This window comes from Plantactinospora sp. WMMB334 (assembly GCF_049179095.1).
Lineage (GTDB): Bacteria > Actinomycetota > Actinomycetes > Mycobacteriales > Micromonosporaceae > Plantactinospora.
Genome location: NZ_JBMHME010000002.1, coordinates 2395112 through 2418812, shown reverse-complemented (window position 1 = coordinate 2418812; position 23701 = coordinate 2395112). Strand labels below are relative to the sequence as shown.

15 protein-coding genes are annotated in these 23701 nt (G+C 72.3%); 8 read left to right on the top strand and 7 right to left on the bottom strand.

Annotated features, from left to right (window positions below; all coding sequences use genetic code 11):
• Positions 1-17: 17 nt before the first annotated feature.
• The 5 genes from ACN27G_RS10215 to ACN27G_RS10195 all read left to right on the top strand — a co-directional run bounded on the left by ACN27G_RS10215 (position 18) and on the right by ACN27G_RS10195 (position 11640).
• A complete protein-coding gene (locus tag ACN27G_RS10215) occupies positions 18-2891 on the top strand; it encodes a ricin-type beta-trefoil lectin domain protein (protein ID WP_421492546.1) in 2874 nt (957 codons plus the stop codon).
• 162 nt (positions 2892-3053) lie between these two features.
• The gene (locus ACN27G_RS10210; protein WP_421492545.1) at positions 3054-4778 is read left to right on the top strand and encodes a ThuA domain-containing protein; all 1725 of its coding nucleotides are present in this window, start codon (positions 3054-3056) and stop codon (positions 4776-4778) included.
• Between the two features lie 114 nt (positions 4779-4892).
• Positions 4893-7727 carry a PQQ-dependent sugar dehydrogenase gene (locus ACN27G_RS10205; protein ID WP_421492544.1) on the top strand — a complete coding sequence of 945 codons (2835 nt, stop codon included), beginning with the start codon at positions 4893-4895 and terminating at the stop codon, positions 7725-7727.
• A 76-nt stretch (positions 7728-7803) separates the two neighbouring features.
• Complete coding sequence (locus ACN27G_RS10200; RefSeq protein WP_421492543.1) at positions 7804-9312, top strand: hypothetical protein; 1509 nt, start codon at positions 7804-7806, stop codon at positions 9310-9312.
• Positions 9313-9645: 333 nt separating this feature from the next.
• Positions 9646-11640: an adenylyl cyclase gene (locus tag ACN27G_RS10195; RefSeq protein ID WP_421492542.1), complete on the top strand. Its 1995-nt coding sequence runs from the start codon at positions 9646-9648 to the stop codon at positions 11638-11640.
• A gap of 72 nt (positions 11641-11712) precedes the next feature.
• Here ACN27G_RS10195 and ACN27G_RS10190 read toward each other — a convergent pair whose 3' ends face one another.
• The 5 genes from ACN27G_RS10190 to ACN27G_RS10170 form a co-directional block, all read right to left on the bottom strand.
• Positions 11713-13701 carry a DNA recombination protein RecN gene (locus tag ACN27G_RS10190; protein ID WP_421492541.1) on the bottom strand — a complete coding sequence of 663 codons (1989 nt, stop codon included), beginning with the start codon at positions 13699-13701 and terminating at the stop codon, positions 11713-11715.
• Complete coding sequence (locus tag ACN27G_RS10185) at positions 13698-14291, bottom strand: hypothetical protein (protein WP_421492540.1); 594 nt, start codon at positions 14289-14291, stop codon at positions 13698-13700. Before ACN27G_RS10185 ends, ACN27G_RS10190 begins: the two co-directional genes overlap by 4 nt.
• Positions 14288-15265, bottom strand: coding sequence for a hypothetical protein (locus tag ACN27G_RS10180; RefSeq protein WP_421492539.1), 978 nt, complete (start codon positions 15263-15265; stop codon positions 14288-14290). The genes ACN27G_RS10185 and ACN27G_RS10180 overlap by 4 nt, the downstream gene beginning before the upstream one ends.
• Before the next feature lie 70 nt (positions 15266-15335).
• The gene (locus tag ACN27G_RS10175) at positions 15336-16466 is read right to left on the bottom strand and encodes an endonuclease/exonuclease/phosphatase family protein (protein WP_421492538.1); all 1131 of its coding nucleotides are present in this window, start codon (positions 16464-16466) and stop codon (positions 15336-15338) included.
• 111 nt (positions 16467-16577) lie between these two features.
• On the bottom strand, positions 16578-17162 hold the full coding sequence (locus ACN27G_RS10170; RefSeq protein WP_421492537.1) for a TetR/AcrR family transcriptional regulator: 585 nt from the start codon (positions 17160-17162) through the stop codon (positions 16578-16580).
• A 109-nt stretch (positions 17163-17271) separates the two neighbouring features.
• Here ACN27G_RS10170 and ACN27G_RS10165 point away from each other — a divergent pair, with 109 nt between their 5' ends.
• Together ACN27G_RS10165 and ACN27G_RS10160 are read left to right on the top strand one after the other, a co-directional pair.
• The gene (locus ACN27G_RS10165) at positions 17272-17805 is read left to right on the top strand and encodes a MarR family winged helix-turn-helix transcriptional regulator (RefSeq protein WP_421492536.1); all 534 of its coding nucleotides are present in this window, start codon (positions 17272-17274) and stop codon (positions 17803-17805) included.
• Positions 17802-19466 (top strand): MDR family MFS transporter, encoded by a 1665-nt coding sequence (locus tag ACN27G_RS10160; RefSeq protein WP_421492535.1) that lies wholly within the window; start codon positions 17802-17804, stop codon positions 19464-19466. The genes ACN27G_RS10165 and ACN27G_RS10160 overlap by 4 nt, the downstream gene beginning before the upstream one ends.
• An 82-nt stretch (positions 19467-19548) precedes the next feature.
• On the opposite strand, the gene ACN27G_RS10155 is transcribed toward ACN27G_RS10160, so the two are convergent.
• Both ACN27G_RS10155 and ACN27G_RS10150 read right to left on the bottom strand, forming a co-directional pair.
• A complete protein-coding gene (locus ACN27G_RS10155) occupies positions 19549-21000 on the bottom strand; it encodes an alkaline phosphatase PhoX (RefSeq protein ID WP_421492534.1) in 1452 nt (483 codons plus the stop codon).
• A gap of 149 nt (positions 21001-21149) precedes the next feature.
• A complete protein-coding gene (locus ACN27G_RS10150; RefSeq protein ID WP_421492533.1) occupies positions 21150-22367 on the bottom strand; it encodes an MFS transporter in 1218 nt (405 codons plus the stop codon).
• A 303-nt stretch (positions 22368-22670) separates the two neighbouring features.
• Between ACN27G_RS10150 and ACN27G_RS10145 the strand changes: the two genes are divergently transcribed.
• The gene (locus tag ACN27G_RS10145) at positions 22671-23660 is read left to right on the top strand and encodes a LacI family DNA-binding transcriptional regulator (RefSeq protein ID WP_421492532.1); all 990 of its coding nucleotides are present in this window, start codon (positions 22671-22673) and stop codon (positions 23658-23660) included.
• The last annotated feature ends 41 nt before the right edge of the window (positions 23661-23701 follow it).

The window sequence follows — 23701 nt, the reverse complement described above, 5'->3', positions numbered from 1 at the left end:
ATCCGCCGGAGTCGACGATGAACCGAAGAACACCCCCATGCCGAGCCGTCGCCGCCGTCGTGCTGGTCACGGTCGCGGCGCTGCTGCCCCCGCTCGTCGCGGTCACCGCCGCCGCACCGCCGGCCGCCGCCGCACCGCCGCCGACGAGCCAGTTCGAGAAGGTCAGGCTCGACGGCGGGCTCTCCATGGGCGAGCCGATCGAGCTGTCGGTGCTCCCGGACGGCAAGGTGCTCTACATCAACCGGGGCTCCAGCTCCGGCGGCGGGCAGGTCCGGCTCTACAACCCGGCCACCGGCTCGACCACCGTCGCGCTGACGTTGCAGCTCGACGCCCGGTTCGAGGACGGGCTGATCGGCATCACCCTGCACCCGCGCTTCGCCAGCAACCGCTGGGTGTATCTCTTCTATTCGCCGGTCGCCACCCCGCTGGTCAACCGGATCTCGCGGTTCACCTTCAACCCGGGCACGCTGCAACTCGGCGGCGAGACGAAGCTGATCGAGTGGCCGACCGAGCGGCGGCTCTGCTGCCACTCGGCCGGCTCGATGACCTGGGACAGCAACGAGAACCTCTACTTCGCGGTCGGCGACAACACCAACTCCGGCGGCGACTCGGCCGGGATGGCGCCGATCGACGAGCGCCCCGGTCGCGACCCGCAGTATGACGCCCAGCGCACCTCGGGCAACACCAACGACCTGCGCGGCAAGATCAACCGGATCCATCCGGAGGAGAACGGCGGCTACACCATCCCGGCCGGCAACCTCTTCACGCCCGGCACCGCCGGCACCCGCCCCGAGGTCTACATCATGGGGGTACGCAACCCCTACCGGATCTGGGTGGACAGGAAGAACTCGAACACCCTCTACTGGGGCGAGGTCGGGCCGGACGCGGGGGCCACGATCGCCAACCGGGGGCCGGCGGCGTACGACGAGTACAACCGGGCCACCGCGCCCGGCAACCACGGCTGGCCGTACTGCGGCGGGCCGAACGTCGCCTACAACGACTGGGACTTCGCCAGCGACTCGCCGCGCGGCTGGTTCCCCTGCGGCGGCGGCACCGGCCCGGTCAACAACTCCCCCCACAACACCGGACTGCAACAGCTCCCGCCGACCCGGGGCGCGCTGGTCTGGGAGCAGCACGGCGGCAGCAGGGAGTGGCCGGCCCTGGACAACCCGGGCGGCTGCGGCTCGCCGAACCACGCCGAGGTCTACCACTACGACCCGAACCTCACCTCCGAGGTGAAGTGGCCGGCGTACTACGACAACAAGCTGCTCATCACCGAGTACTGCCGCAACTGGATCAAGGAGGTGCAGTTCGACAACGGCAATCCGCGTACCGGAAATCCGACGGTGATCGAGCCGGTCCTGGCCGGCATGCAGTTCGTGCACCCGATCGACATGGAGTTCGGCCCGGACGGCTCCCTCTATCTGCTGGAGTACGGCAACGGCTACTTCTCCGGCGACGTCGCCGCCGGGCTCTACAAAATCAACTACGTCGCGGGTGGCCGGTCGCCGACCGCGGTCGCCACCGTCAACCGGGACAACGGGCTCGCTCCGCTCCAGGTCGGCTTCTCCAGCGCCGGCAGCTCCGACCCGGACGGCGACCCGCTGACCTATGCCTGGGACTTCGACAGCAACGGCACCGTCGACTCGACCGCCGCGAACCCGACGTACACCTACACCAGCAACGGCGACAAGCGGGCCCGGCTGACCGTTCACGACGGCACCGGCCGCTCCGGCACCACCCAGATCGCGATCGTCGTCGGCAACAACCGACCCACCGTCACCCTCGGCGGCCTGCCGAACGGCGGCCTCTTCTCCTGGGACGAGAATCTCACCTCCACCGGCGCCGCCACCGACCCGCAGGACGGCACGATCCCCTGCGCCAGCGTGGTGATCCGGGCCGCGCTCGGCCACCAGGAACACGCCCACGAGGAGGGGCAGGGCACCGGCTGCGGCTTCACCGTCAACACCGGCCCGGTGCACGCCGGCCCGGACGCGGTGCTCTTCTTCGTGCTCCGGGCCAGCTACACCGACCGGGGCGCCACCGGCACCGTGCCGCTGACCGGGGAGCAGGAGATCACACTCTGGCCGAAGCAGTGGCAGGCCGAGCACTACGTCTCGCTGCACGGCCCGCAGGTGATCAACGCCTCCGGCGCCGAGGGCGGCCGGCGGCTCGGCGACATCCAGACCGGCGAGTACGTCCGGCACCACGCGGTGAGCCTGAAGGGGATCACCGGGGTCCGGGCCCGGGTCTCGTCGGACAAGGCCGGCAACGTCGTCTCCTTCCGGTACGACTCGCCGACCGGCCCGGAGGTAGCCCGGGTGACCGTGCCGAACACCGGCAACTGGGACAGCTACACCGAGGTGACCGCGCCGGTGACCAGGCCGGACGACGGCACCCACGACCTCTACGTCGTCTTCACCGGCGGCAGCGGCGGTGCCCTGCTCGACCTGGACAGCTACACCTTCACCGGCGCCGGGGTGAGCACCCCGGGCGGGGGCGGCGGGCCGCGTACCGGGGCGATCCGGGGCATGAACAGGTGCGTCGACGTCAACGCGGGCGGCACCGCCGACGGCACCCGGATCCAGATGTGGGACTGCATCGCCGGCTCGGCCAACCAGCAGTGGACGCTGCCCGGCGACGGCACGGTCCGGGCGCTCGGCAAGTGCCTGGACGTGCAGGCCAGCGGCACCACCAACGGCACGCTGATCCACCTCTGGACCTGCAACGGCAGCGGGGCGCAGCAGTGGGTCGCCGGCTCCGCCGGCAGCCTGCGCAACCCGCAGTCCAACCGCTGCCTCGACATCCCCGCCTCCGACCCGAGCAACGGCCGGCAGTTGCAGATCTACGACTGCAACGGCACCGCCGCCCAGAACTGGACGCTGCCCTGACGCCCCCGGCCCAGCTCCGCCCGCCCGCCTACCCGAGCACCCGCCCGCCTACCCGAGCACCCCCTACCCGAGCGCGCACCCGCCCGACCCGTTAGGAGGGGGCCCTTCTTCTACAGAAAGCGATATGCGGGGGCCCTTCCTTCCACTTCTGAGGAGTAGCTGATGTGTAGACGATTGATTGGGGCGCTGGCCGCCGGGATGCTGTTGGCCGCCGGAGGTGCGGCGGTGGCGCCACCGGAGGCTGCCGAGGCAGCCGCGCCGTTGAGCCGGGTGCTGGTGTTCAGCAAGACGGCCGGCTTCCGGCACGACGCGATTCCGGCCGGGATCGCGGCGATCCGGCAGCTCGGCGCGGCGAACGGGTTCGCGGTGGCCGCCACCGAGGACGCGGGCGCGTTCACCGCCGGCAACCTCGGCCAGTACCAGGCGGTGGTCTTCCTCAACACCACCGGGGACGTGCTCGACGGCGGCCAGCAGAGCGCGTTCGAGTCGTACGTCGCCGCCGGGGGCGGGTACGTCGGGGTGCACGCCGCCGCCGACACCGAGTACGACTGGCCATGGTACGGCGGGCTGGTCGGGGCGTACTTCGCGTCGCATCCGGCGACCCAGCCGGCGACGATCCGGGTGGAGGACCGGGGCAACGCCTCCACCTCGCACCTGTCGCCGACGTGGAGCCGCACCGACGAGTGGTACAACTACCGGACCAACCCCCGGTCCCGGGTGAAGGTGCTGGCCAGCCTGGACGAGTCGTCCTACAGCGGCGGTTCGATGGGCGGGGACCATCCGATCACCTGGTGTCAGGAGTACGGCGGCGGGCGCTCCTGGTACACCGGGCTCGGGCACACCCCGCAGACGTACTCCGACGCCACCTTCACCCGGATGCTGCTCGGCGGGATCCGGATCGCCGCCGGTGCCGCCCCGGCCGACTGCCGCCCGGAGACCGGCTACACCGCGCTCTTCGACGGCACCCAGGCGACCTTCGGGCAGTGGCGGCAGGCCGGGCCGGGCGGCTTCACCCTGGCCGACGGCACCCTCAGCTCGTACGGCGGGATGGGGCTGCTCTGGTATCCGGTCCGCACCTTCGGCAACTACTCGCTCAAGGTCGACTGGATGATGCCGGGCGACGACAACGGCGGCGTCTTCGTCGGCTTCCCCGACCCGCAGGGTGACCCGTGGCGGCCGGTCGACGCCGGCCACGAGATCCAGATCGACGCCACCGACGGCGACCCGTCCCGGACCACCGGCAGCGTCTACAGCTTCTCCGCGCCTGACGCCGCCGTCCGGGACGCGGCACTCAACCCGCCCGGTTCGTGGAACAGCTACGAGATCGGCGTGCACGGGCAGCGGGTCGAGGTCTGGCTCAACGGCGTGAAGGTCAACGACTACACGAGCGGCCGGAACATCGCCGACGGCTACCTCGGGTTGCAGAACGACGGCGCCGGGCTCGACATCAGCTACCGGAACGTGCGGATCAGGACCGACGGGCCGTCCCAGCCGCCAGCGACCGACCTGGCCCGGGGCAGGTCCGTCACCGCCTCCAGCGTCGAGCCGAACAGCCCGCACGCGCCGGGCAACGCGGTCGACGGCAACTCGGGCACCCGGTGGGGCAGCGCCCACAGCGATCCACAGTGGATCACCGTCGACCTCGGCGCGTCGTACCGGCTGGACCGGGTCCGGCTGAACTGGGAGACGGCGTACGGGCGGGCGTACCAGATCCACGTGTCGCCGAACAACTCGACCTGGACCCAGGTCTACGCGACCAGCAGCGGCGACGGTGGTGTCGACGACGTGCCGATCTCGGCGAACGGCCGCTACCTGCGGGTCACCGGCACGCAGCGCGGCACCCAGTGGGGCTACTCCCTCTGGGACCTCAACGTCTACGGCGGCTGACCCCGCCGGCGCTCTCCGCACCCCACCACCGCGTGCGCCGCCACCCCGCGACCGGGGCGGCGGCCACGCACCCCGGCCACCAGGGCGCACCCCCCGCCACGAAGGAAGGTCCCCGTGTCACCGCACCCCAGACGACGACCGTGGTCGTACGCGACTGCGACGGTCGCCACCGCCGCCGCCATCGTCGCGGCGCTGCTGCCCGCGACGCCGGCCCAGGCCGATCCGATCCCCGCCGCCGACTACCAGCAGGTCACCCTCGCCACCGGCTCGGCCGAGATCGGCGAGGCGATGTCGCTGGCCGTGCTGCCGAACCGGTCGGTGGTGCACACCGCCCGGGACGGCACGGTCCGGGTCACCGACGCCGCCGGCAACACCAGGGTCGCCGGCACCGTCCCGGTCTACACGCACGACGAGGAGGGGATGCAGGGCGTCGCCGCCGACCCCAACTTCGCCAGCAACCGCTACATCTACCTCTACTACTCGCCGCCGCTGAACACCCCCGGCGGGGACGCCCCGACCACCGGGACCGCCGCCGACTGGGACCGCTGGAAGGGTCACCTGCGGCTGTCGCGGTTCACCATGAACGCCGACGACACGCTCAACATGGGCAGCGAGCGGGTGGTGCTCCAGGTGCCGAACGACCGGGGGCAGTGCTGCCACGTCGGCGGCGACATCGACTTCGACGCCGCCGGCAACCTCTATCTGTCGACCGGTGACGACACCAACCCGTTCGAGTCCAACTCCTACACCCCGATCGACGAGCGGACCACCCGGAACCCGCAGTTCGACGCGCAGCGCTCCTCCGGCAACACCAACGACCTGCGCGGCAAGGTGCTGCGGATCAGGCCGCAGCCGGACGGGACCTACACGATCCCGGCCGGCAACCTCTTCCCGCCGGGCACCGCGAACACCCGGCCGGAGATCTACGCGATGGGCTTCCGGAACCCGTTCCGGATGAGCGTCGACAAGCCGACCGGCATCGTCTATCTCGGCGACTACGGGCCGGACGCCGGGGTCGGGGACCCGGACCGGGGGCCGGGCGGGCAGGTGGAGTTCAACCGGATCACCTCGCCCGGCAACTACGGCTGGCCGTACTGCACCGGCACCAACACCACGGCGGAGACCTACAACGAGTACACCTTCCCGTCCGGGCCGTCGCAGGGAAAGTACAACTGCCTGGGCGGGCCGACCAACAACTCGTTCCGGAACACCGGGCTGGGCACGCTGCCGCCGGCCAGGCCGAGCTGGATCCGGTACGGCGACGCCGGCTCGCCGCCGGAGTTCGGCGGCGGGTCGGAGTCGCCGATGGGCGGCCCGGTCTACCGCTACGACGCGAGCCTCAGCTCCAGCGTCAAGTTCCCGGCCTCGCTCGACGGCCGCTACTTCGCCGGTGAGTACGGGCGCCGCTGGATCAAGGCGATCGCGGTCAACGCCGACGGCTCCCCCGGGGAGATCTCCGACTTCCCGTGGCACGGCACCCAGGTAATGGACCAGGCGTTCGGCCCGGACGGCGCGCTCTACGTGCTCGACTACGGCACCGGGTCGAACAACCAGGCGCTCTACCGGATCGAGTACATCGGCGGCGGCAACCGCAACCCGATCGCGGTGGCGAGTGCCAACCGCACCTCGGGGCCGAGCCCGCTGACCGTCAGCTTCTCCTCGGCCGGCAGCACCGACCCGGAGGGCGGTGCGCTGAGCTACCTCTGGACCTTCGGCGACGGCACCACCTCGACGGCGGCGAACCCGACGAAGACCTACCCGGCGAACGGGCGCTACACCCCGACGCTGCGGGTCACCGACCCGACCGGGCTGACCGGCACCGCCAGCCTGGTGATCACCGTCGGGAACACGGCGCCGACGGTGACGCTCACCGCCCCCGGTGACGGACAGCTCTTCGCCTTCGGCGACACCGTGCCGTTCCAGGTCACCGTCACCGACCCGGAGGACGGCACCATCGACTGCTCCCGGGTGCGGGTCACCTACGCTCTCGGGCACGACAGCCACGCCCACCAGATCAGCGCGAGGACCGGCTGCTCCGGCACGATGACCGTGCCGGTGGACGGTGAGCACGACTCCGCCGCGAACATCTTCGGGGTCTTCGACGCCAGCTACACCGACAACGGCGGCCTCACCTCCAACAGCATCCGGACGCTGCAACCGAAGCACCGCCAGGGCGAGCACTTCGGCGGCCAGTCCGGCGGGGTGCAGCTCGCCGAGCACGCCGCCGCCGAGGGCGGCCGGACCGCCGGCTTCATCGACAACGGGGACTGGATCTCGTACCGGCCGTACCAGCTCGGCAACGCCACCGGGTTCAGCGCGCGGGTCTCCTCCGGCGGCCCCGGCGGCACGATCCAGGTGCGCGCCGGATCGGCCACCGGCACCCTGCTCGGCAGCGTCGCGGTGCCGAACACCGGCAGCTGGGACACATTCACCACCGTCTCGACCACCCTCGCCAACCAGCCGAGCGGCCCGACCACGCTCCATCTGGTCTTCACCGGCGGCGCCGGGAACCTCTTCGACGTCGACTCGTTCACCTTCACCACCGGCGGCACCGGCGGCGGGGGCGGGACCGGGCTGCGGGCGACGGCGAACGACCAGTACGTCAGCGCCGTCGGCAGCGCACCGCTGATCGCCGACAAGGCCGCCATCGGCGCCACCGAACGGTTCGACCTGGTCGACCTGGGTGGCGGCAACGTGGCGCTGCGGGCGCGCGGCAGCGGTAAGTACGTCTGCGCGGAGAACGCCGGGGCGGAACCGCTGGTCGCCAACCGGGACGCGGTCGGCGCCTGGGAGACCTTCGCGCTGGTCCGCAACCCGGACGGCACGGTCAGCCTGCGGGCGGCCGCCAACGACAGGTACGTCGTCGCCGAGAACTCCGGCGCCGAGCCCCTGATAGCCAACCGGGACGCGATCGGTCCCTGGGAGAAGTTCACCCCGGTCAACAGTTGACCATCGCCGGGCCGGGTGGTGCGGTCGGCGTCCCCGGCCGCACCACCACCGGTCCGGCGCGACCACGGAGGTATCCATGCACCTGCGAAAGCACTGGTTGCGCGGCAGCGCCGCCGCCCTGCTGCTGGCGGCCGGATTCGCCGCCCCGACCACCCCGGCGGGCGCGGCTCCGCCCGGCCCGACCACACCCGTCGCGGTCGCGGCGCCGCCGCAGACCGCCGAGGACGTGCACATCTTCTACTACTCCTGGTACGGCAACCCGGCGCACTCCGGCAGCTACCGGCACTGGCAGCAGGGCGGGCACACCCCGCCCCAGGACGTCGGCGCCAACTTCTATCCCACCCTCGGGGCGTACGACTCCGGTGACCCGGCGGCGGTGCGGCAGCACATGGCGTGGATCAGCCGGGCCGGGGTCGGGGTGCTCGTCCACAGCTGGTGGGGGCAGGGCTCCTTCGAGGACAACCTGACCCCGCTGGTGCTGGACGCCGCCGCCGAGCACGGCCTGGAGGTCGCCTGGCACCTGGAGCCGTACGCCGGGCGGACCGCCGAGTCGACCGTCGCGGACATCACCTACATCCACAACCGGTACGGCGGCCACCCGGCCTTCCACCGGGACTCCGCGCACGGCAACCGGTCGGCGTTCTATGTCTTCGAGAGCCTGCGGATCACCGACTGGGCGCCGCTGGAGCAGGTCAAATCGAACAGCATCGTGCTGGCGCAGACCACCGACACCACACGGGTCGCGCACTTCGGCGGGATGTACACCTACGACGGGATCGCCGGGGCGACCGCACCCGGTTGGGCCGACGCCAGCGCGTACTGTGCGGCGAACGGCCTGGTCTGGTCCCCGTCGGTGGCGCCGGGCTATCTCGACGACCGGGCGGTGCCGGGCAACACCACCCCGACCGTGGACCGGGCGGACGGGGCCGCCTACGACCGGCAGTGGGGCAACGCGCTGAGCGCGGCGAACGGCGGCCCGCCGACCTGGGTCTCGATCACGTCGTTCAACGAGTGGCACGAGGGCTCGACGATCGAGCCGGCCAGCAGCAGCCCGCCGGCCGGGCACGGCTACCTCAGCTACTCCGGTGCGTACGGGCAGACCGGTGCCGCCGCCGAAACCGCGTACCTGGACCGGACCCGCCACTGGGTGCGCCAGTTCAACCCGGCGGTGGACTCGGGCCAGCAGCCCCAGCCGGGCGGCTCGGGCCTGCGCGCCCACGCCAACGGCCGGTACGTCACCGCCGACCCGGCCGGCACCGCCCCGCTGATCGCCAACCGGACGGCGCTCGGCACGGCGGAGCAGTTCGAGGTGGTGGAGCTCGGCGGCGGCATCGTCGCGCTGCGCGCCCGGGCCAACGGCCGGTACGTCGCCGCCGAGAGTGCCGGAGCGGCACCGCTGATCGCCAACCGGGACGCGGTCGGCGGCTGGGAGAGATTTCAGCTGGTCCGCAACGGCGACGGCAGCGTCAGCCTGCGCGCCACGGTCAACGACCGGTACGTGACGGCGGAGAACGCCGGTGCCGCGCCGCTGATCGCCAACCGGACCGCGATCGGGCCGTGGGAACGGTTCGACCTGGTCGGCTGAGGACCCGCGACGGCGAGGGAGTTGCGGCGAGCGGGGTCCGGTCAGGGCCGGACCCCGCTCGCCGTCGACCGTGGCGGAACGTCGCCGCTCCGGCCGTACTGATCCGGCCGTGCTTATCCGGCCTCGCAGATCCGGCCGCACTGATCCGGCCGCACTGATCCGGCCCGCTGGGTCGGCGGCGAGACCGGGTCGGCCCATGGCGTGCCGGCGGTCGAGGCGGTAGAAATGCCTCGATCACCTTTGTTCGATGGCGTGGTCGGCACCGGACGATCGAGAGAGCGCTCTCAGACCTCGCCGGGCCGCCTCGCCACCGGTGGAAAGGACAGACACCGCATGACGACCTCCTCCCCCGGCCGCCAGCGGCGCACCCCGCGCCGCCGGCTCCGCCGGGTGCTCACGCTCGGCCTGGCGCTGGTCACCGCCGCCACCCTCACGGGCACTCCCGCCAGCGCCGGCCCGCCCCGGCACGGCACCCCCGGCCACGGTGCGCCCGGCCACGGTGCGCCCGGCCACGGTGCGCCCGGCCACGGTGCGCCCGGCCACGGTGCGCCCGGCCACGGTGCGCCCGGCCACGGTGCGCCCGATCTGGGGCGCAACGTCACCGTCTTCGATCCGGGCATGCCGGTCGAGGAGATCCAGGCGACGCTCGACGCCACCCACGCCCGGCAGGTCGGCAACGAGATGGGCACCGACCGATACGCCTTCCTCTTCAAGCCCGGCAGCTACGGCAGCCCGGAACGGCCGCTCCAGATCAAGGTCGGCTACTACACCGAGATCTCCGGGCTCGGCGCCTCCCCCACCGACGTCGTCATCAACGGCAAGGTCGAGGTCTACAACCGCTGCCTGGAGGGCGGTGGCACCGGCAACTGCATCGCGCTTGTCAACTTCTGGCGTACCCTCTCCAACCTGTCGGTCAACATCATTGCGACCGGTCAGGACGACTGCCGCGCCTCGGCGAACTTCTGGGCCGTCTCCCAGGCGGTCTCGTTGCGCCGCATGAACATCGGCGGGGGCGGACTCTCCCTGATGGACTACTGCACCGCCGGCCCGCAGTACGCCAGCGGCGGCTTCATCGCCGACTCGCGGCTGCCGGCCACCACCAACGGCTCGCAGCAGCAGTGGCTGACCCGCAACAGCGAGGTGGAGAGCTGGTCCAACGCGGTCTGGAACCAGGTCTTCGCCGGTGTGGTCGGCGCACCCGACGACGCCGGGTTCCCCGACCCGCCGTACACGACGCTGGAGAGCACGCCGCTGAGCCGGGAGAAGCCGTATCTCTTCGTCGACGGGAAGGGGCGTCACCAGGTCCGGGTGCCGGCCGTGCGGCGGAACACCCGGGGCATCACCTGGGGCGAGGGCATGACGCCGGGCCGGACGATCCCGCTGCGGGACTTCTTCGTCGCCCGGCCCTCCGATCCGGTACACGTGATCAACCGGGAGCTGGCGCGTGGCCGGCACCTGCTGCTCACCCCCGGCGTCTACGACGTCGCGCGCAGCATCGAGGTCCGGCGCCCCGACACCGTGGTGCTGGGCATCGGGCACGCCACCCTCACCGCCGTGCACGGCGCGGTGCCGCTGGAGGTCGCCGGGGTGCCCGGCGTGGTGGTGGCCGGGGTGACGATCGACGCCGGGCTGCGGGAGTCGCCGGTGCTGCTCCGGGTCGGCAGCCGGCGCGGCCGCGACCACAGCACCCCGGCCAACCCGACGACCCTCTCCGACGTCTACTTCCGGGTCGGCGGTCCGCACATCGGCCGGACGCACATCGCGCTGGAGGTGAACAGCGACCATGTGCTCATCGACCACACCTGGGTCTGGCGCGGTGACCACGGCGTCGAGGGCTTCACCGAGGGCGTCAACGGCGACACGGACCGCTGGCGTACCAACACCGGTCGCTACGGCGCCGTCATCAACGGCGACCACGTGACCGCCACCGGCCTCTTCGTCGAGCACTTCCAGCGCTACAACACGGTCTGGAACGGCGAGGACGGCACCACGGTCCTCTACCAGAACGAGTTGCCCTACGACCCGCCGACCCAGGCCGACTGGATGAACGGCGACGTCGAGGGCTGGGCCGGCTACAAGGTCGGCGACCGGGTACGCCGGCACACCCTGCACGGCGGCGGGGTGTACGTCTTCAACCAGAACAACCCGTCGATCCACACCGAGAACGGCTTCGAGGTGCCGGTGACGCCGGGCGTCCGGCTGCACCACGTCATGACCGTCAACCTCAGCGCCGGCACCATCGACCACGTCGTCAACGGGGTCGGCGAGCCGGCCGACACGACCCGGGTCGGGGTGCCGGTCTACCTCACGGAGTATCCGGCTCCGTAGGGCGGACCCGGCGCGTGACGAGGCTCGGCACGCGCCGCGGCGGCCGGTCGGCGTACCCGACCGGCCGCCGCGTCAGCTCGTCTCGTCGTCGATCAGCCCGTAGGGCGGCTGCTCGGGCCGGCGGGAGAAGCGCACGATGATCCCGGAGGCCGCGGAGAGCGGCGGGGCATTGTCCGCCACCACGATCTGTGCTCCCGCGCCCCTGCCCGCCAACCAGGTGTCCAGGTGCCGGTAGATCTGCTCGATGGTCGCGGCGTCGGCCAGGTCGGTGCCGTGCTCCCCGGTCTGGCCGAAGTTCTTCTGCGGGCTGTCGAGCAGCAGGAACCCGGGGTGGGACGAGCGCGTCTCCCAGGCGATCTCGAAGAGCGCGAGCTGCCAGGCCAGGGCGATGAGGGTGCGACCGCCGGCAGACGCGGCGGTGTAGGGCTTGCCCCGCATGTAGGGGGTGAGGTTCTCGGCGAGGTACGCGTCCGCGATCTTCGGGTAGCGCCACTCCTCGAGTATCTGCCGGTACCGCTGGCCGAGCCGGCCGATCATCGTCGACCGGTCCGTGCGGGACGGCTGGCCGCCGGCACCGGCCAACTCCTCGCGCAGCGACGCGAGCAACGCCGCCTTCCGGTCGATGTTCGCCGCGCGTCGCTCCAGGCTGTGCATCAGGCGAAGACCGCCCGCCGCCCGCTGGATGGCGGCGCCGGCATCCTCCCGGCGACGGGCGAGCGCGTCCCGCTGTGCCAGGTATGGTGTCACCACGTGGGCGGTGACCACGTCGACCTCTGCCGCCGCCCGGGCCTCGGCCTCCTGGGCACGCTCCGCCGCCACCCGCAACTGCGGCACCTCGCGCTCCAGCTCGGCCAGGTAGTCGGTCAGCTCGCTCAGCTTCGCCTTGGCCGAGCGGAGTTCGGCGCTCACGTCCAGCGCCCCGGCCGCTCCGTCGGTCGCGGTCTGCGCGGTGAGGTCGGACTGGCATGCCCCGCACCGGCTCTCCGAGCCCGCGAGCGGGGTGAGGCAGGACGGACATGCGGTCACCCGCAGAGGCTCGAAGAGGCGGCCCGCCTCGGCGAGCATGGTCAGCTTGCTCACGTCCTCCGCGTAGGTCGTGCGGAGGGCGGTCATCCGCTCCACCTGCGTCTCCCGGTCGCGGAGCATCGCGGCGGCGCGGCGGGCGTCGTGCGCCGCCGCCCGGTGCCGCTCCCGCAGGTCCTCCGCGAAGGTGGTGTCGGCCCGCGCCCGGGTGTCGAGTGCGGCCACGGCCAGGGCCGCTTCCGACATCTCGCTCTTGGCGTTGCGGTGCAGTGCCTCCAGCTCTGCCCGGCCGCCCAGTTGCTGCTCCTCGACGAGTTGCTCGGCCACCCGGTAGGCGTCGCGCGCGGCGACGAGATCCGCCTCGACCGCCCGGATGCGCCTGCCCAGCTCCACCGAGTGGTCGTCGTGGATGTCGAACACGACGTCCACGACCTGCCGGAGCTTGAGGTGCTTCATCGTGACGTTCTCGAACAGCAGGTTCTTGTCGTCGAGCCGCTCGTTGGGCAGGAAGCAGAGCCACATCAGGTCGCGAAAGCTGAGCGGGTCGGTGTCGGCCTCGGCCCGGGTGAGATCGTCCCGGAGCTGGACGCCTTCGAGCTTGCAGTGCGACAGCAGCAGGCTGGAGAGGCTGTCGGGATGCCCGGCCGGTCGTACCGGGCGTCGCTCCGGCGGTGTGGCACCGGGTTCGTCCAGCCGTCCGGCCCGGACGTAGGCGAAGGTGGAGGGCTCGCCCACGGCCCGTTCGATCAGGTACGGCGAGCCGGAGAGCTCGACCTCCAGGGTGGCGGCCCGCACCTTCGGCGTGATCTCGGGGTGGCGTGGATGGTCCGAGGCGCCCAGGCAGTAGTCGACGAACTCGAGAATCGTCGTCTTTCCGGTGCTGACCGCCCCGGCGATCACCGACAGTGGTCGGGGCGAGTCGTCTGCGCCGCGGAAGTCGACGTCATATGTCCGGCCCTCGGCATGCAACCGGAGTCGGCGGAGCCGGATCCCGTGTGAGTGCGAGCCGCCGAGCGGCGGCACCGGGTCGTCGATCATGTCCTGTCCTCCGGCCGTCTGGTCTGCCCCGTCGGATCGGTGGAGGACGGAGCGTCTGGGACATGTCCGCTGTCGAGGAGGTGCGCCGGATGAAGTTGTCCGTCCGGCCGGCCCGGCGTGCTGAGCCACTGCCGCAGGCTCTCACGCAGTTTCCGCCCGCTCAGCCGTCGGGTCCGCCGGATGACGATCCGGGCGGCTGTGACGTACGCCTGAGAATACATCGCGCTGAATCGGCTGGCCATGCTCGCGCCCGCGGGGGTGAGCCGGTATCTGATCCGGCCCGACACGGTCACGCTCACCAGGCCACGGCCGACCAGGTCGGCGAGGTCGCGGGCGAGGACCAGTTGACCGCTGACGAAGCGTTGGGCGGGGCTGGCGTAGCAGATTGACCGCTCGTCGAAGCCGGTGAGCCGGAGGGTGAGCCGGTCGGGATCGTCCTCCCCCCGGGCCAGCAGCAACGGATGTGCGGCCAGGAAGTCGTAGATCCCCAACCGCTCGGCGTCGACCCCCTCCGGTGCCCGCTCCGCGCTCGCGGCGAGCAGGAGCACGAGCCGGGCCTGGCGGAAGACGGCGACCTCGTCCGGGTTCACGGCGCCCCCTCGGCCGCGATCTCGCGCCAGCGCACCACCCAGCCCGCCCGGCGGTCCTGCACCACCCGGTGCATCAGGCCGCACCGGTGTACCGGGCCGGCGGGCAGCGCCGCCGGAAACGCCGTCGTCTCGCGGATCTCCCGCATGACGCCCGCGTGCAGGCCGGGCAGCCGTACGTCGACCGGCTCCTGCTGGCAGGCCGCGTTGAACCGGGCCTCCCAGATGCTGTGCACGAGCCCGTCCGCCTCGCCGAGGGCGCTGAGCTCCGCGACGACCCGCTTGTCCGCGATCTCGCGGGCGAGCAGCTCGGCGTTGAAGAACTCGCGCTTGGCGGCATGGAACTCGGTGTGCCCGGCGGCGCGCAGTTGCCGCACGAAGAGTGCCCGATCCAGGTCGGTGGCGGCGCCCGGGTCCAGGTCGCGCAGCGGGGTACGCGGCACCTGCGCCGGGACGTACGGGTCGTAGAAGTGCCGCCGGACGTGGCTGACGTCCGGCTTGGCGAGCAGGTTCCGCAGGGTCGTCTCGTGCCAGAGCTCGATCGCCACACCGGTCGCCCGTTGACGCCGCTCCTGCCACCTGTCCCACCACTGCGCGGTGGCCGGGTCCATGCTCGACGGCACGCAGAGAATCCACTGGCTCAGTTCGTAGCCGTTGCGTTTCGCGGCCGACAGGGCGGAGTCGAACGACTCGCGGATCTGCGCCTGCGCCGATCGGGTGACCGCCGGCCAGAAGTATTTCGACTGCCAGATCACGACCAGACCCGACAGCTCGCCGAGAAGAATGTCGATTCCCCAGTCGCCCGGGTTGGCCGCGATCGCGCGGGCACCGGGATGGACCGCCTGGATCAGCATGGCGAGCATCTGCTCGAAGTCGTCGCGGGCACCCGCCATGTTGCCGGCGCGGAACTGGTGGGCCGCAAAGTTGATCGGGGGCTCACCGGAGGCGAGGTTCGTCGCGGCCGCAGTCGCTGTCATCTCCCCTCCAGCCTGCGACGACCAGTCCTGCCGACCCCGTGATCCTTGTTACCCGCGTGCGGCATCGGCGTCATCCCGACAGATTCAGGTCCGCGTAGATCGCGGCATGGTCGGATCCGGCGTGGACCTGCCGGGTCATCGTGTCGTAGATCGGCCACAGCGTGCCGCGGCGACCGCCCCACACTCCCTTGCGGAGGATCCCTCCACCCACGGCACTGGCATAGAGCGACGGTGAGAGCAGGACGTAGTCGAGTTTGTTCCGGGCGGCGCAGTAGCCGTACGTACCCGGGCGGCCACCGTCGTCGAAGCCCGGGTGTGCCGCGATGTCGCGCAGGTCCGTGCCACCGAGCAGCGGAGCCAGCGGCGCACTCTCCGGTGTGTCGTTCAGGTCGCCGAGCACCGCGACCAGTGGGGTGTGGTCGGCCACCAGGTCGCGATAGATCTCGGCGACCCGTTGTGCCTGCCGGAGGCGGATCGCGTCGGAGGCGGCCTTGCCGCCGTAGCCCTTGCTCTTGAGGTGGTTGACGAGGACCACGAGGCGCCGTCCGTCCGGGATCCGGAAGTGGTACTCCGGGCAGTCCCGGCTGAATATCCGCCCCGTGTCGTCGGCGTCGTCCACGTGGCTGCGCTGCGCGACGAGCGGATACTCCGTCGTGGACATCACCCCGACGTTGATTCCCCGCTCGTCGTTACCGTCGACCACCATGACGTGCGGGTACCGGACCCGATCGGCGACGGCCGGGCCGGAGTCCGCGAAACGTCTGAGGGCGAGGCGGTTCTCGGCCTCGACCACCCCGAGGATGTCGGCACCGACGTCCAGGATGACCCTCATGGTGTTGAGCAACGCCAGTTCGTCGACCCGGTCGGTGGTCAACTCGACCCAGCCCACCCAGTCGGCGCGGCCGTCGGCCAGGATCTCGACGCGGCCGTCGCGCGACCGTCTCAACAGGCGTCCCCGGTTCTGGCGCAGGCGGGCAAAGCGGGCCTTGTCACTCCGGTGCAGTCCGAGTCGACGCAGCTCGCGTAAGATATCGTGCTTGATCCCGGTAGTGTAGACAGGCTCCTCGAGCAGTTCGCAGCTGCGTTGAAAAGCCTCCAGCGCCGGCCGCCCCTCCGCCCAGGTCCGTTGATCGAGGGCGCGGGCCCTGTCGAACAGATTCTCCACGTTGTAGCCGGCGATGCGCACGTCGACCTCCCGCACGGCCGTCCGGTCGACCTTGCCCCGCCCACCGTATGTCCACGTTGCCAGCACGACCCGTGGCCCGTCGGCCCCGACGGGTCGGGGCGGCACCTGCCGGGGCCGCCCGGTCGGTCACACCGTCGTCAGATAGCCGAGGGCGGCGCGCACCAGCTCGGCCAGGGAACGCTCGGGATGGTCTGCCCAGTGCCGGTTCGCCGCGCGCAGCGCGTGCAGGAACGCACCGGCGAGCACCTGGGACCGCAGTGGCGTCTCCGGGTCGTCGGGGAGGCGTCGGGCGATCTCGGCGGCGAACTCCTGCTCGGCGGTGCCGTACGCGGCGACCTGGTGGGCCGCGAGGCTCGGATGGTTGCGCAGCAGCCGCCGCTGGGCGAGCCAGAGCGGGTCGACGTCCGCGCCTTCCCGGGCGTGTTGCTCGGCTGCCCAAGTGAGCGCCGTCCAGGGCGGCTCCTCCAGCGGCCGGGAGTGCACCAGCTCCAGCAGGCGGCGGATCCGCACCACATCGAGGTGGAAGAGAGCTTCTTCCTTGTTTGAGAAGTAGTTCGAGAATGTCCGGCGGGAGACGTCGGCCGCATCGGCGATCGCCTCCACCGTCACCCGGTCGGGCCCCTGCTCCGCGGCGAGCCGGAGGGCCGCCCGGTGCAGCGCCTCGCGCGTCGCGGCCTTCTTGCGCTCCCGCCGCCCCACCGTCTCATCCATCGGGAACAGCGTACCGGTGGGGTGGATCACTTCTCATCGAGAAAACTTGCACAATGGGCAACTAAACGGAGATCCTTGTGTGCGGCAACCAACCGCACGGGGAGGCGAGGTGGAGACGAGCGCTCGGCACACCGAGCTCGGCGACCGGCTGCGCGACCTGATGTCCGCCCTGCGGATGATCCGGCACCGGCGCGAGGTCGAACGCCCGGCTGTACCGTCCGGCATGGTCGGCATGCTGCTCCAGATCGACGAGCTGGCCGGCCCGGCGAGCGGCTGCCACGCCAAGGAGCTGGCCGACCGCTCCGGGCTCGACCCCTCCACCGTCAGCCGGGCCGTGGCGACGCTGGTGGCGCGCGGCCTGGTGGTCCGGCAGGCCGACCCGGCGGACCGGCGGGCGAGCCTCCTCGCCGTCACCGACCACGGGCGCGGGGCCCTCGCCGAGGCCCGCGACTGGTACGGCGACCTGCTCGGCCGCGCACTCGCCGGCTGGCGGCCGGCCGAGATCGAGGCGCTGAGCACCGCCCTCGACCGGCTCGGCAGAGACATCCAGGGCAGCCTCGACCAGCTCGGCACCATCCACGGCAGCCCCGACCAGGGGCCTGGAACGATCAACCCCCGACACGACCTGGAGGCCGCGCGATGAGCGCACCCACCGCCCCGGCATCCGCGCCCCAAGCGGAGCCGATGAGCCATCGGCGCACCCTGGAGGCGCTCAGCGGCCTGCTGCTGGTGCTCTTCGTCGCACTGCTGAGCAGCACCGTGGTCTCGACCGCCCTACCCAAGATCATCGGTGCGCTGAACGGCACGCAGACCCAGTACACCTGGGTGGTCACCGCCACCTTGCTCACCGCGACCGCGACCACCCCGATCTGGGGCAAGCTGGCGGACCTGTTCAACAAGAAGGCGCTGGTCCAGAGCGCCATCCTGATCTTCGTACTCGGCTCCGTGGTGGCCGGGTTGAGCCAGAACGCCGGCCAGCTCATCGCCGCCCGCGCCTTCCAGGGAATCGGGGTCGGCGGGCTACAGGCACTGGTCCAGGTGGTGATCGCCGCGATGATCCCGCCGCGGGAGCGGGGTCGCTACAACGGCTACCTGGGCGGCGTGATGGCGCTCGCCACCGTCGGCGGTCCGCTGCTCGGCGGCGTCATCGTCGACACCTCCTGGCTCGGCTGGCGCTGGTGCTTCTTCGTCGGCGTACCGATCGCGATCATCGCCCTGCTCGTCCTCCAGGCCACCCTGCACCTGGTCACGGTCCGGCGGGAGAACGTGAAGATCGATTACCTGGGCGCCGGCCTGATCGCGGCCGGGGTCAGCCTGCTGCTGATCTGGATCTCGTTCGTCGACGGCTCGTTCGGCTGGCTCTCCTGGCAGACCGGCGCCATGGTCGGCGGCGCCCTGCTGCTGCTCGTCCTCGCCGTCGCCGTCGAGGCCCGCGCCGCCGAGCCGGTGGTGCCGCTCGACATCGTCCGGCAGGGCACCACGGCACTCGCGATCGTCGCCAGCCTCGCGGTCGGGATGGCCATGTTCGGCGGCGCCGTCTTCCTCGGCCAGTACTTCCAGATCGGCCGTGGCTACAGCCCGACCGAGGCCGGCCTGCTCACCATCCCGATGATGGTCGGGGTGCTCGTCTCCTCGATCGTGGTGGGGCGGCTCATCACCCGCACCGGGCGGATCAAGCCGTACATCGTGGTCGGCGCGGTCCTGCTGGTCGCCGGCTTCCTGATGCTCGGCACCATCGACCACACGACCTCGCTGGTCTTCGTGGGCGGGGCGATGCTGCTGGTCGGGACCGGGGTCGGGATGACCATGCAGAACCTGGTGCTCGCGGTGCAGAACGCCGTGCCGCTGCGGGACATCGGCGCCGCGAGCGCCTCGGTGGCGTTCTTCCGCTCGCTCGGCGGCACGATCGGGGTCTCGGTGCTCGGTGCGGTGCTCGCCCGGCGGGTCACCGAACAGATCACCCACGACCTGGCCGCCGCCGGCATCCCGGCCTCGGGAGCGGGCAGCGCCGGTGGCAGCCTCAACCTGAACGCGCTGCCGGACGCCGTCGTGCACATCGTGCGGGACGCGTACGGCGACGCCACCGGGCACATCTTCCTGATCTCCGCCGCGATCGCGGTGGTCGGGGTGATCGCCGCCCTCCTGCTCAGGCCGGTGACGCTGCGGACCAGCCTCGACCTGCCCGACCCGGCGACCGGCGCCGCCACCGCGACCAGGGCCGCCACCGCGGCCGGCGCCGTCGACGGCGCGCCACCGGCGACCGGCCCGGGTCCGGACCCGGACCCGGCGGTTGTCCGGCGCTGACCGGACCTTTCCGGTCGGCTGGTCGGCGGCGGTGGGGTCAGGCAGATCGCCCGGCCCCACCGCCCGCTCCGGCTTTCCGCCGTCAGCCCAGGTATTTCTCCCAGGGACCGGTGATGGCCAGGGTGAGGCCGGGGTCCTGCATGTTGACGAACAGCACCCTGCCGTCGGCGGTGAAGGTCGGACCACAGAACTCGGAGTCGTTGAGCTGGTTGCGGGCGATCGCGTAGGTCGGGCCGCCCGGAACCGCGCTGAGCACGTGGGAGGCGCCGGAGCCGTCCTCGGCGAGCACGAGGCTGCCCCACGGGGTGACGGTCACGTTGTCCGGGCCGTCGAAGGTGAGGTCGGTGTACCTGACCGCCGTACCCTCCTCCGACGCGGTCTGGTGCGGGAAGTACGTCACCAGCTGGATGGTCTGCGCCCGGTAGTCGTAGAACCAGACCATGCCGTCGTGCGGAGCCGCGTCCGCCGGGAGGTCGCCGTCCTCCCAGGCGTAGGAGTTGACCACGTACACGCCCTCGTCGGTGCCCCACACCCCCTCGAACTTGCGTCCGCGCGTGACCTGGGCATCGGTGAACTGCTCGCGCAGGCTCGTGGTCCGCGCGTCGCGCTCGGGCACCTCGATCCAGCGCACCGGGAAGGGACGGCCCAGCTGAGCCGAGGTCAGGTAGGCGACGTCCGGCAGCACCGAGCCGTCGTCCATGATGATCTGCATGGCGGCGAGGACGCCGGCATCCGGGCCGAGCCTGGTGAGCACCCCCGGGCCGAGCCGGACTCCGCGGGGCGCGCTCCAGCGGTAGAAGAGGCCGTTGGGTTCGTCGGCGTCCTCGGAGAGGTAGATCCTGGTGCGGTCCCTGTCGACCGCCAGGGCCTCGTGGGAGAGGCGGCCCAGGCACCTGATCGGCCGCGGGTCCGCGCTGCCGTCGGCCCAGACCTCGAAGACGTAGCCGTGATCCTTCCGGAAGACGCCGGTCCGGCCGTCCTCCGCCCAGCCGTCGCCGGCCCTGTCCTCCGTCTCCTCGCAGGTCAGCCACGTCCCCCACGGGGTGGGCCCGCCCGCACAGTTGGCGACGGTGCCGGAGAGGGCGACGAACTCACCGAGGTTGCGACCCGCCCGGTCGGTCCTGATCACGGTGCAACCGCCGGCGTCGACGGCGCCGGGGTCGTAGACCGTGCCCCGCACGTGCGGCACACCGAATTCGGCGCCCGGGTCGATCTCGTGGTTCTGGATCAGGGTGTAGCGGCCGCGGCCTGCGTCGTAGACGGCCATCCCGTCGTGGTCGGCCGGGGTCAGGCCCTGGCCGCGGTCGAGCCGGGTCACGCCCGCCCGGGTGACCACGGCATAACTGAAGCCCTCGGGCAGGGCGAGGATGCCGTCGGGGTCGTCCACCAGTGGCGGAAAGGGCACGTGACCGGCCCGGACCGGCGGGCGGGGCCGGCCGGGGTGGGCCTGGGCCAGGGACGGGACCCCACCGGCGACGGCGAGGCCGACGCCCGCGGCGCCACCGGTGAGGAGGGTACGACGAGATGGAGGCACGTGGATCGGCTCCTGTTCAGGGACGATGGGAACCCTTGACAAGCAACTCCTGCGCGCCGACAACGGCACGTCATCCACGCGATGGACCGGCGACGACGAGGTTAAGAGTCAGGGCTGCCCAGGCATCGCCCAGGCGACGACGCCGTGCCTCACGGCCGGTCGGCGGGCGGTCGGGCGACCGGCACCAGGACGAGCGCGGGCAGCAGCATGAACGGTACGACCAGCAGGGCCCGGAGGCTGCCGACCCGATCGCCGAGCAACCCGACCAGCGGCGGCCCGGCCAGGAACGCGGTGTAGCCGATCATCGACACCACGCTGACCCGGGCGGCGGCCCGCTCCTCCTCGTCGGCGGCGGCGCTGATGCCGACCGGAAAGCCGAGCGACGCACCGAGCCCCCAGACGACCACTCCGGCGAGCGCGAGCGGCCACGGGTCCGCGAGCACCGTCGTCGTCGCGCCGATCGCGGCCAGCACGGTGCCGCCGAGGAGCACCGGCACCCGGCCCCAGCGGTCCAGGGCGATCGTGCCGGTGGTCCGGCCGACCGTCATCGCGGCGACGAAGACGCCGAAGGCCAGCGCGCCGAGCGCCTCGGTCACCCGGTGACCGTCCACGAAGGCCACGGCCAGCCAGTCGTTGGCGGTCCCCTCGGTGAAGGCCATCACCAGCACCAGCAGGCCGATCAGCAGGGTGCGCGGCTCACGCCAGGCGGCCAGCGCCCCGCTGCCCCGGCGGGAGCCGGTCGTCGCGTCGGCCGGCGGGGCGGACGCCGGCAGGAACGACCGGACCGCGAGGAGCGTACCGCCGAGCGTCACGGCGGCGGCCAGCCCGAGATGCGGACCGATGGCGGCGCCGACGCGGGCGCTGGCGGCGCCGGCCGCCGCCCCGGCGACCGTGCCCAGGCTCCAGGCCGCGTGGAACCGGGGCATCACCGTGCGCACCAGCCGCCGTTCCACCACCGCCGCCTCGACGTTCATGGCGACGTCGCAGGTGCCCGAGCCGTAGCCGAGGGCGAAGAGCCCGACCGCCACGGCCGGTACGGCACGCCAGTCGCTGGCGGCGACACCGGCCAGGGCGAGTCCGAGCGCGGCCAGCCCGGTCCCGCCCGCGACCGTACGGGCCGTGCCCAGCCGGTGGGTCAGCGCTCCGGCGGTCGAGAGCGCCAGCACCGCGCCCGCGGAGAGCGCCAGCAGCAGGGCGCCCAGCTGTCCCGGGGTGAGCCCGAGCGCGTCCCGGGCGGCCGGGACGCGGGCGAACCACGAGGCGACGGCCAGCCCGTTGAGCCCGAAGACCACGGCCACGCCGGTCCGGGCCGCGACGACCTGAGGCGGTACGGACGGCGGCCGGAGTGTGCCGGCAGACCGCTTCACCTGGTTTCCCTCCGCTTCCTCGACGGCGCGCACCGCCCCCGCACCGGCGCGCGCCACCGGTCCGATCGCACCCCTGGGAGCGCTCTCGACGCAAGCCTGTAATCAACGTGGCCGGCAACGGTGGGGTCGGTGACGGTGGGGTCGGTGGCGGTGGGGCGGTCAGTGCTGGCCGGGGCGGGATGGTACGGGTTCGCCGGCACCCCGCCCGCCCGGGGCCGTGGCATAGTTTTTCCATGCGCCAGCAGGGTCGTACCGCCGCTTCGCCTGTCTCTCCTCCGCCGCGCGCCGTTCCGGGAAGCCGGCGTGGTTAGGCCGGCGCCGCGCCGGGCCACCCTGGAGGACGTGGCCCGGATCGCGGGAGTCTCCCGGTCGACGGCCTCCCGGGTCATCGCCGGGTACGGCGCGGCCTCCGAGACCGCCCGGGACCGGGTCGTCGCGGCCGCCGTGCGACTCGGCTACGCACCCGACCCGGCGGCCCGGGCACTCGCCTCCGGCACCGGGGTACGCCTGGTCGTGGCCGTCGCGGGCTGGGCGCCGGACGTGCTGCACGACCCCTACGTCGACCGGGTGGTGCGGGCCGCCGCCGAGGTCTGCGCGCTGCGCGAGGTCGGGGTGTCGCTGGAGTGGCTGCCGCTGCACGCGCCCGCCAGGCTGTCGCGGTTGGCCGAGGACCGGGGCGTCCGGGGCGTGCTGCTGGTCAACACCACCGAACCGATCCTGGAGGCGGTGCCGGCCGCCCTGACGGGACGGGTCGTCTCGATCGGTGTCGGCTCCCGGAGCGTACCGTCGTTCGACGTCGACAACGGGGGCGCGACCCGCAGCATCGTCGGCCACCTCCAGGGATCGGGGCGGCGCCGGATCGCCATGATCACCGGCCCGGAGTGGATGCCCTGCACCCGGCGGCCGGTGGCGGCCTACCACGAGGTGATGACGGCGGCCGGGCTGCCGATCCGGCTGGTGCCGGGCGACTTCACCGCCGCCGGCGGCCGGGCCGCGATGCTGACGATCCTGCACCGCTGGCCGGACACCGACGCGGTCTTCGCGAACAGCGACGCGATGGCGCTCGGCGCGCTCGCGGCGCTGCGCCGGCGCGGGATCGGCACGCCGGGAGACATCGCCGTCGCCGGCTTCGACGACGTGCCGTTCGCCGGGCTGAGCGCGCCGGCCCTGACCACGGCAAGCCACCCCGTCGAGCGGATCGCCACGGCAGCGGCGGCGGCCGCGCTCGACCGGGCCCGGGTGCCGCCGGCCACCGCGTACCCGTCCGAGCTGGTCCTGCGGGAGAGCGCCTGACGTCGTCCGTCGGGTAGGCCCGGGTGGGTCTGCCGGCGGCC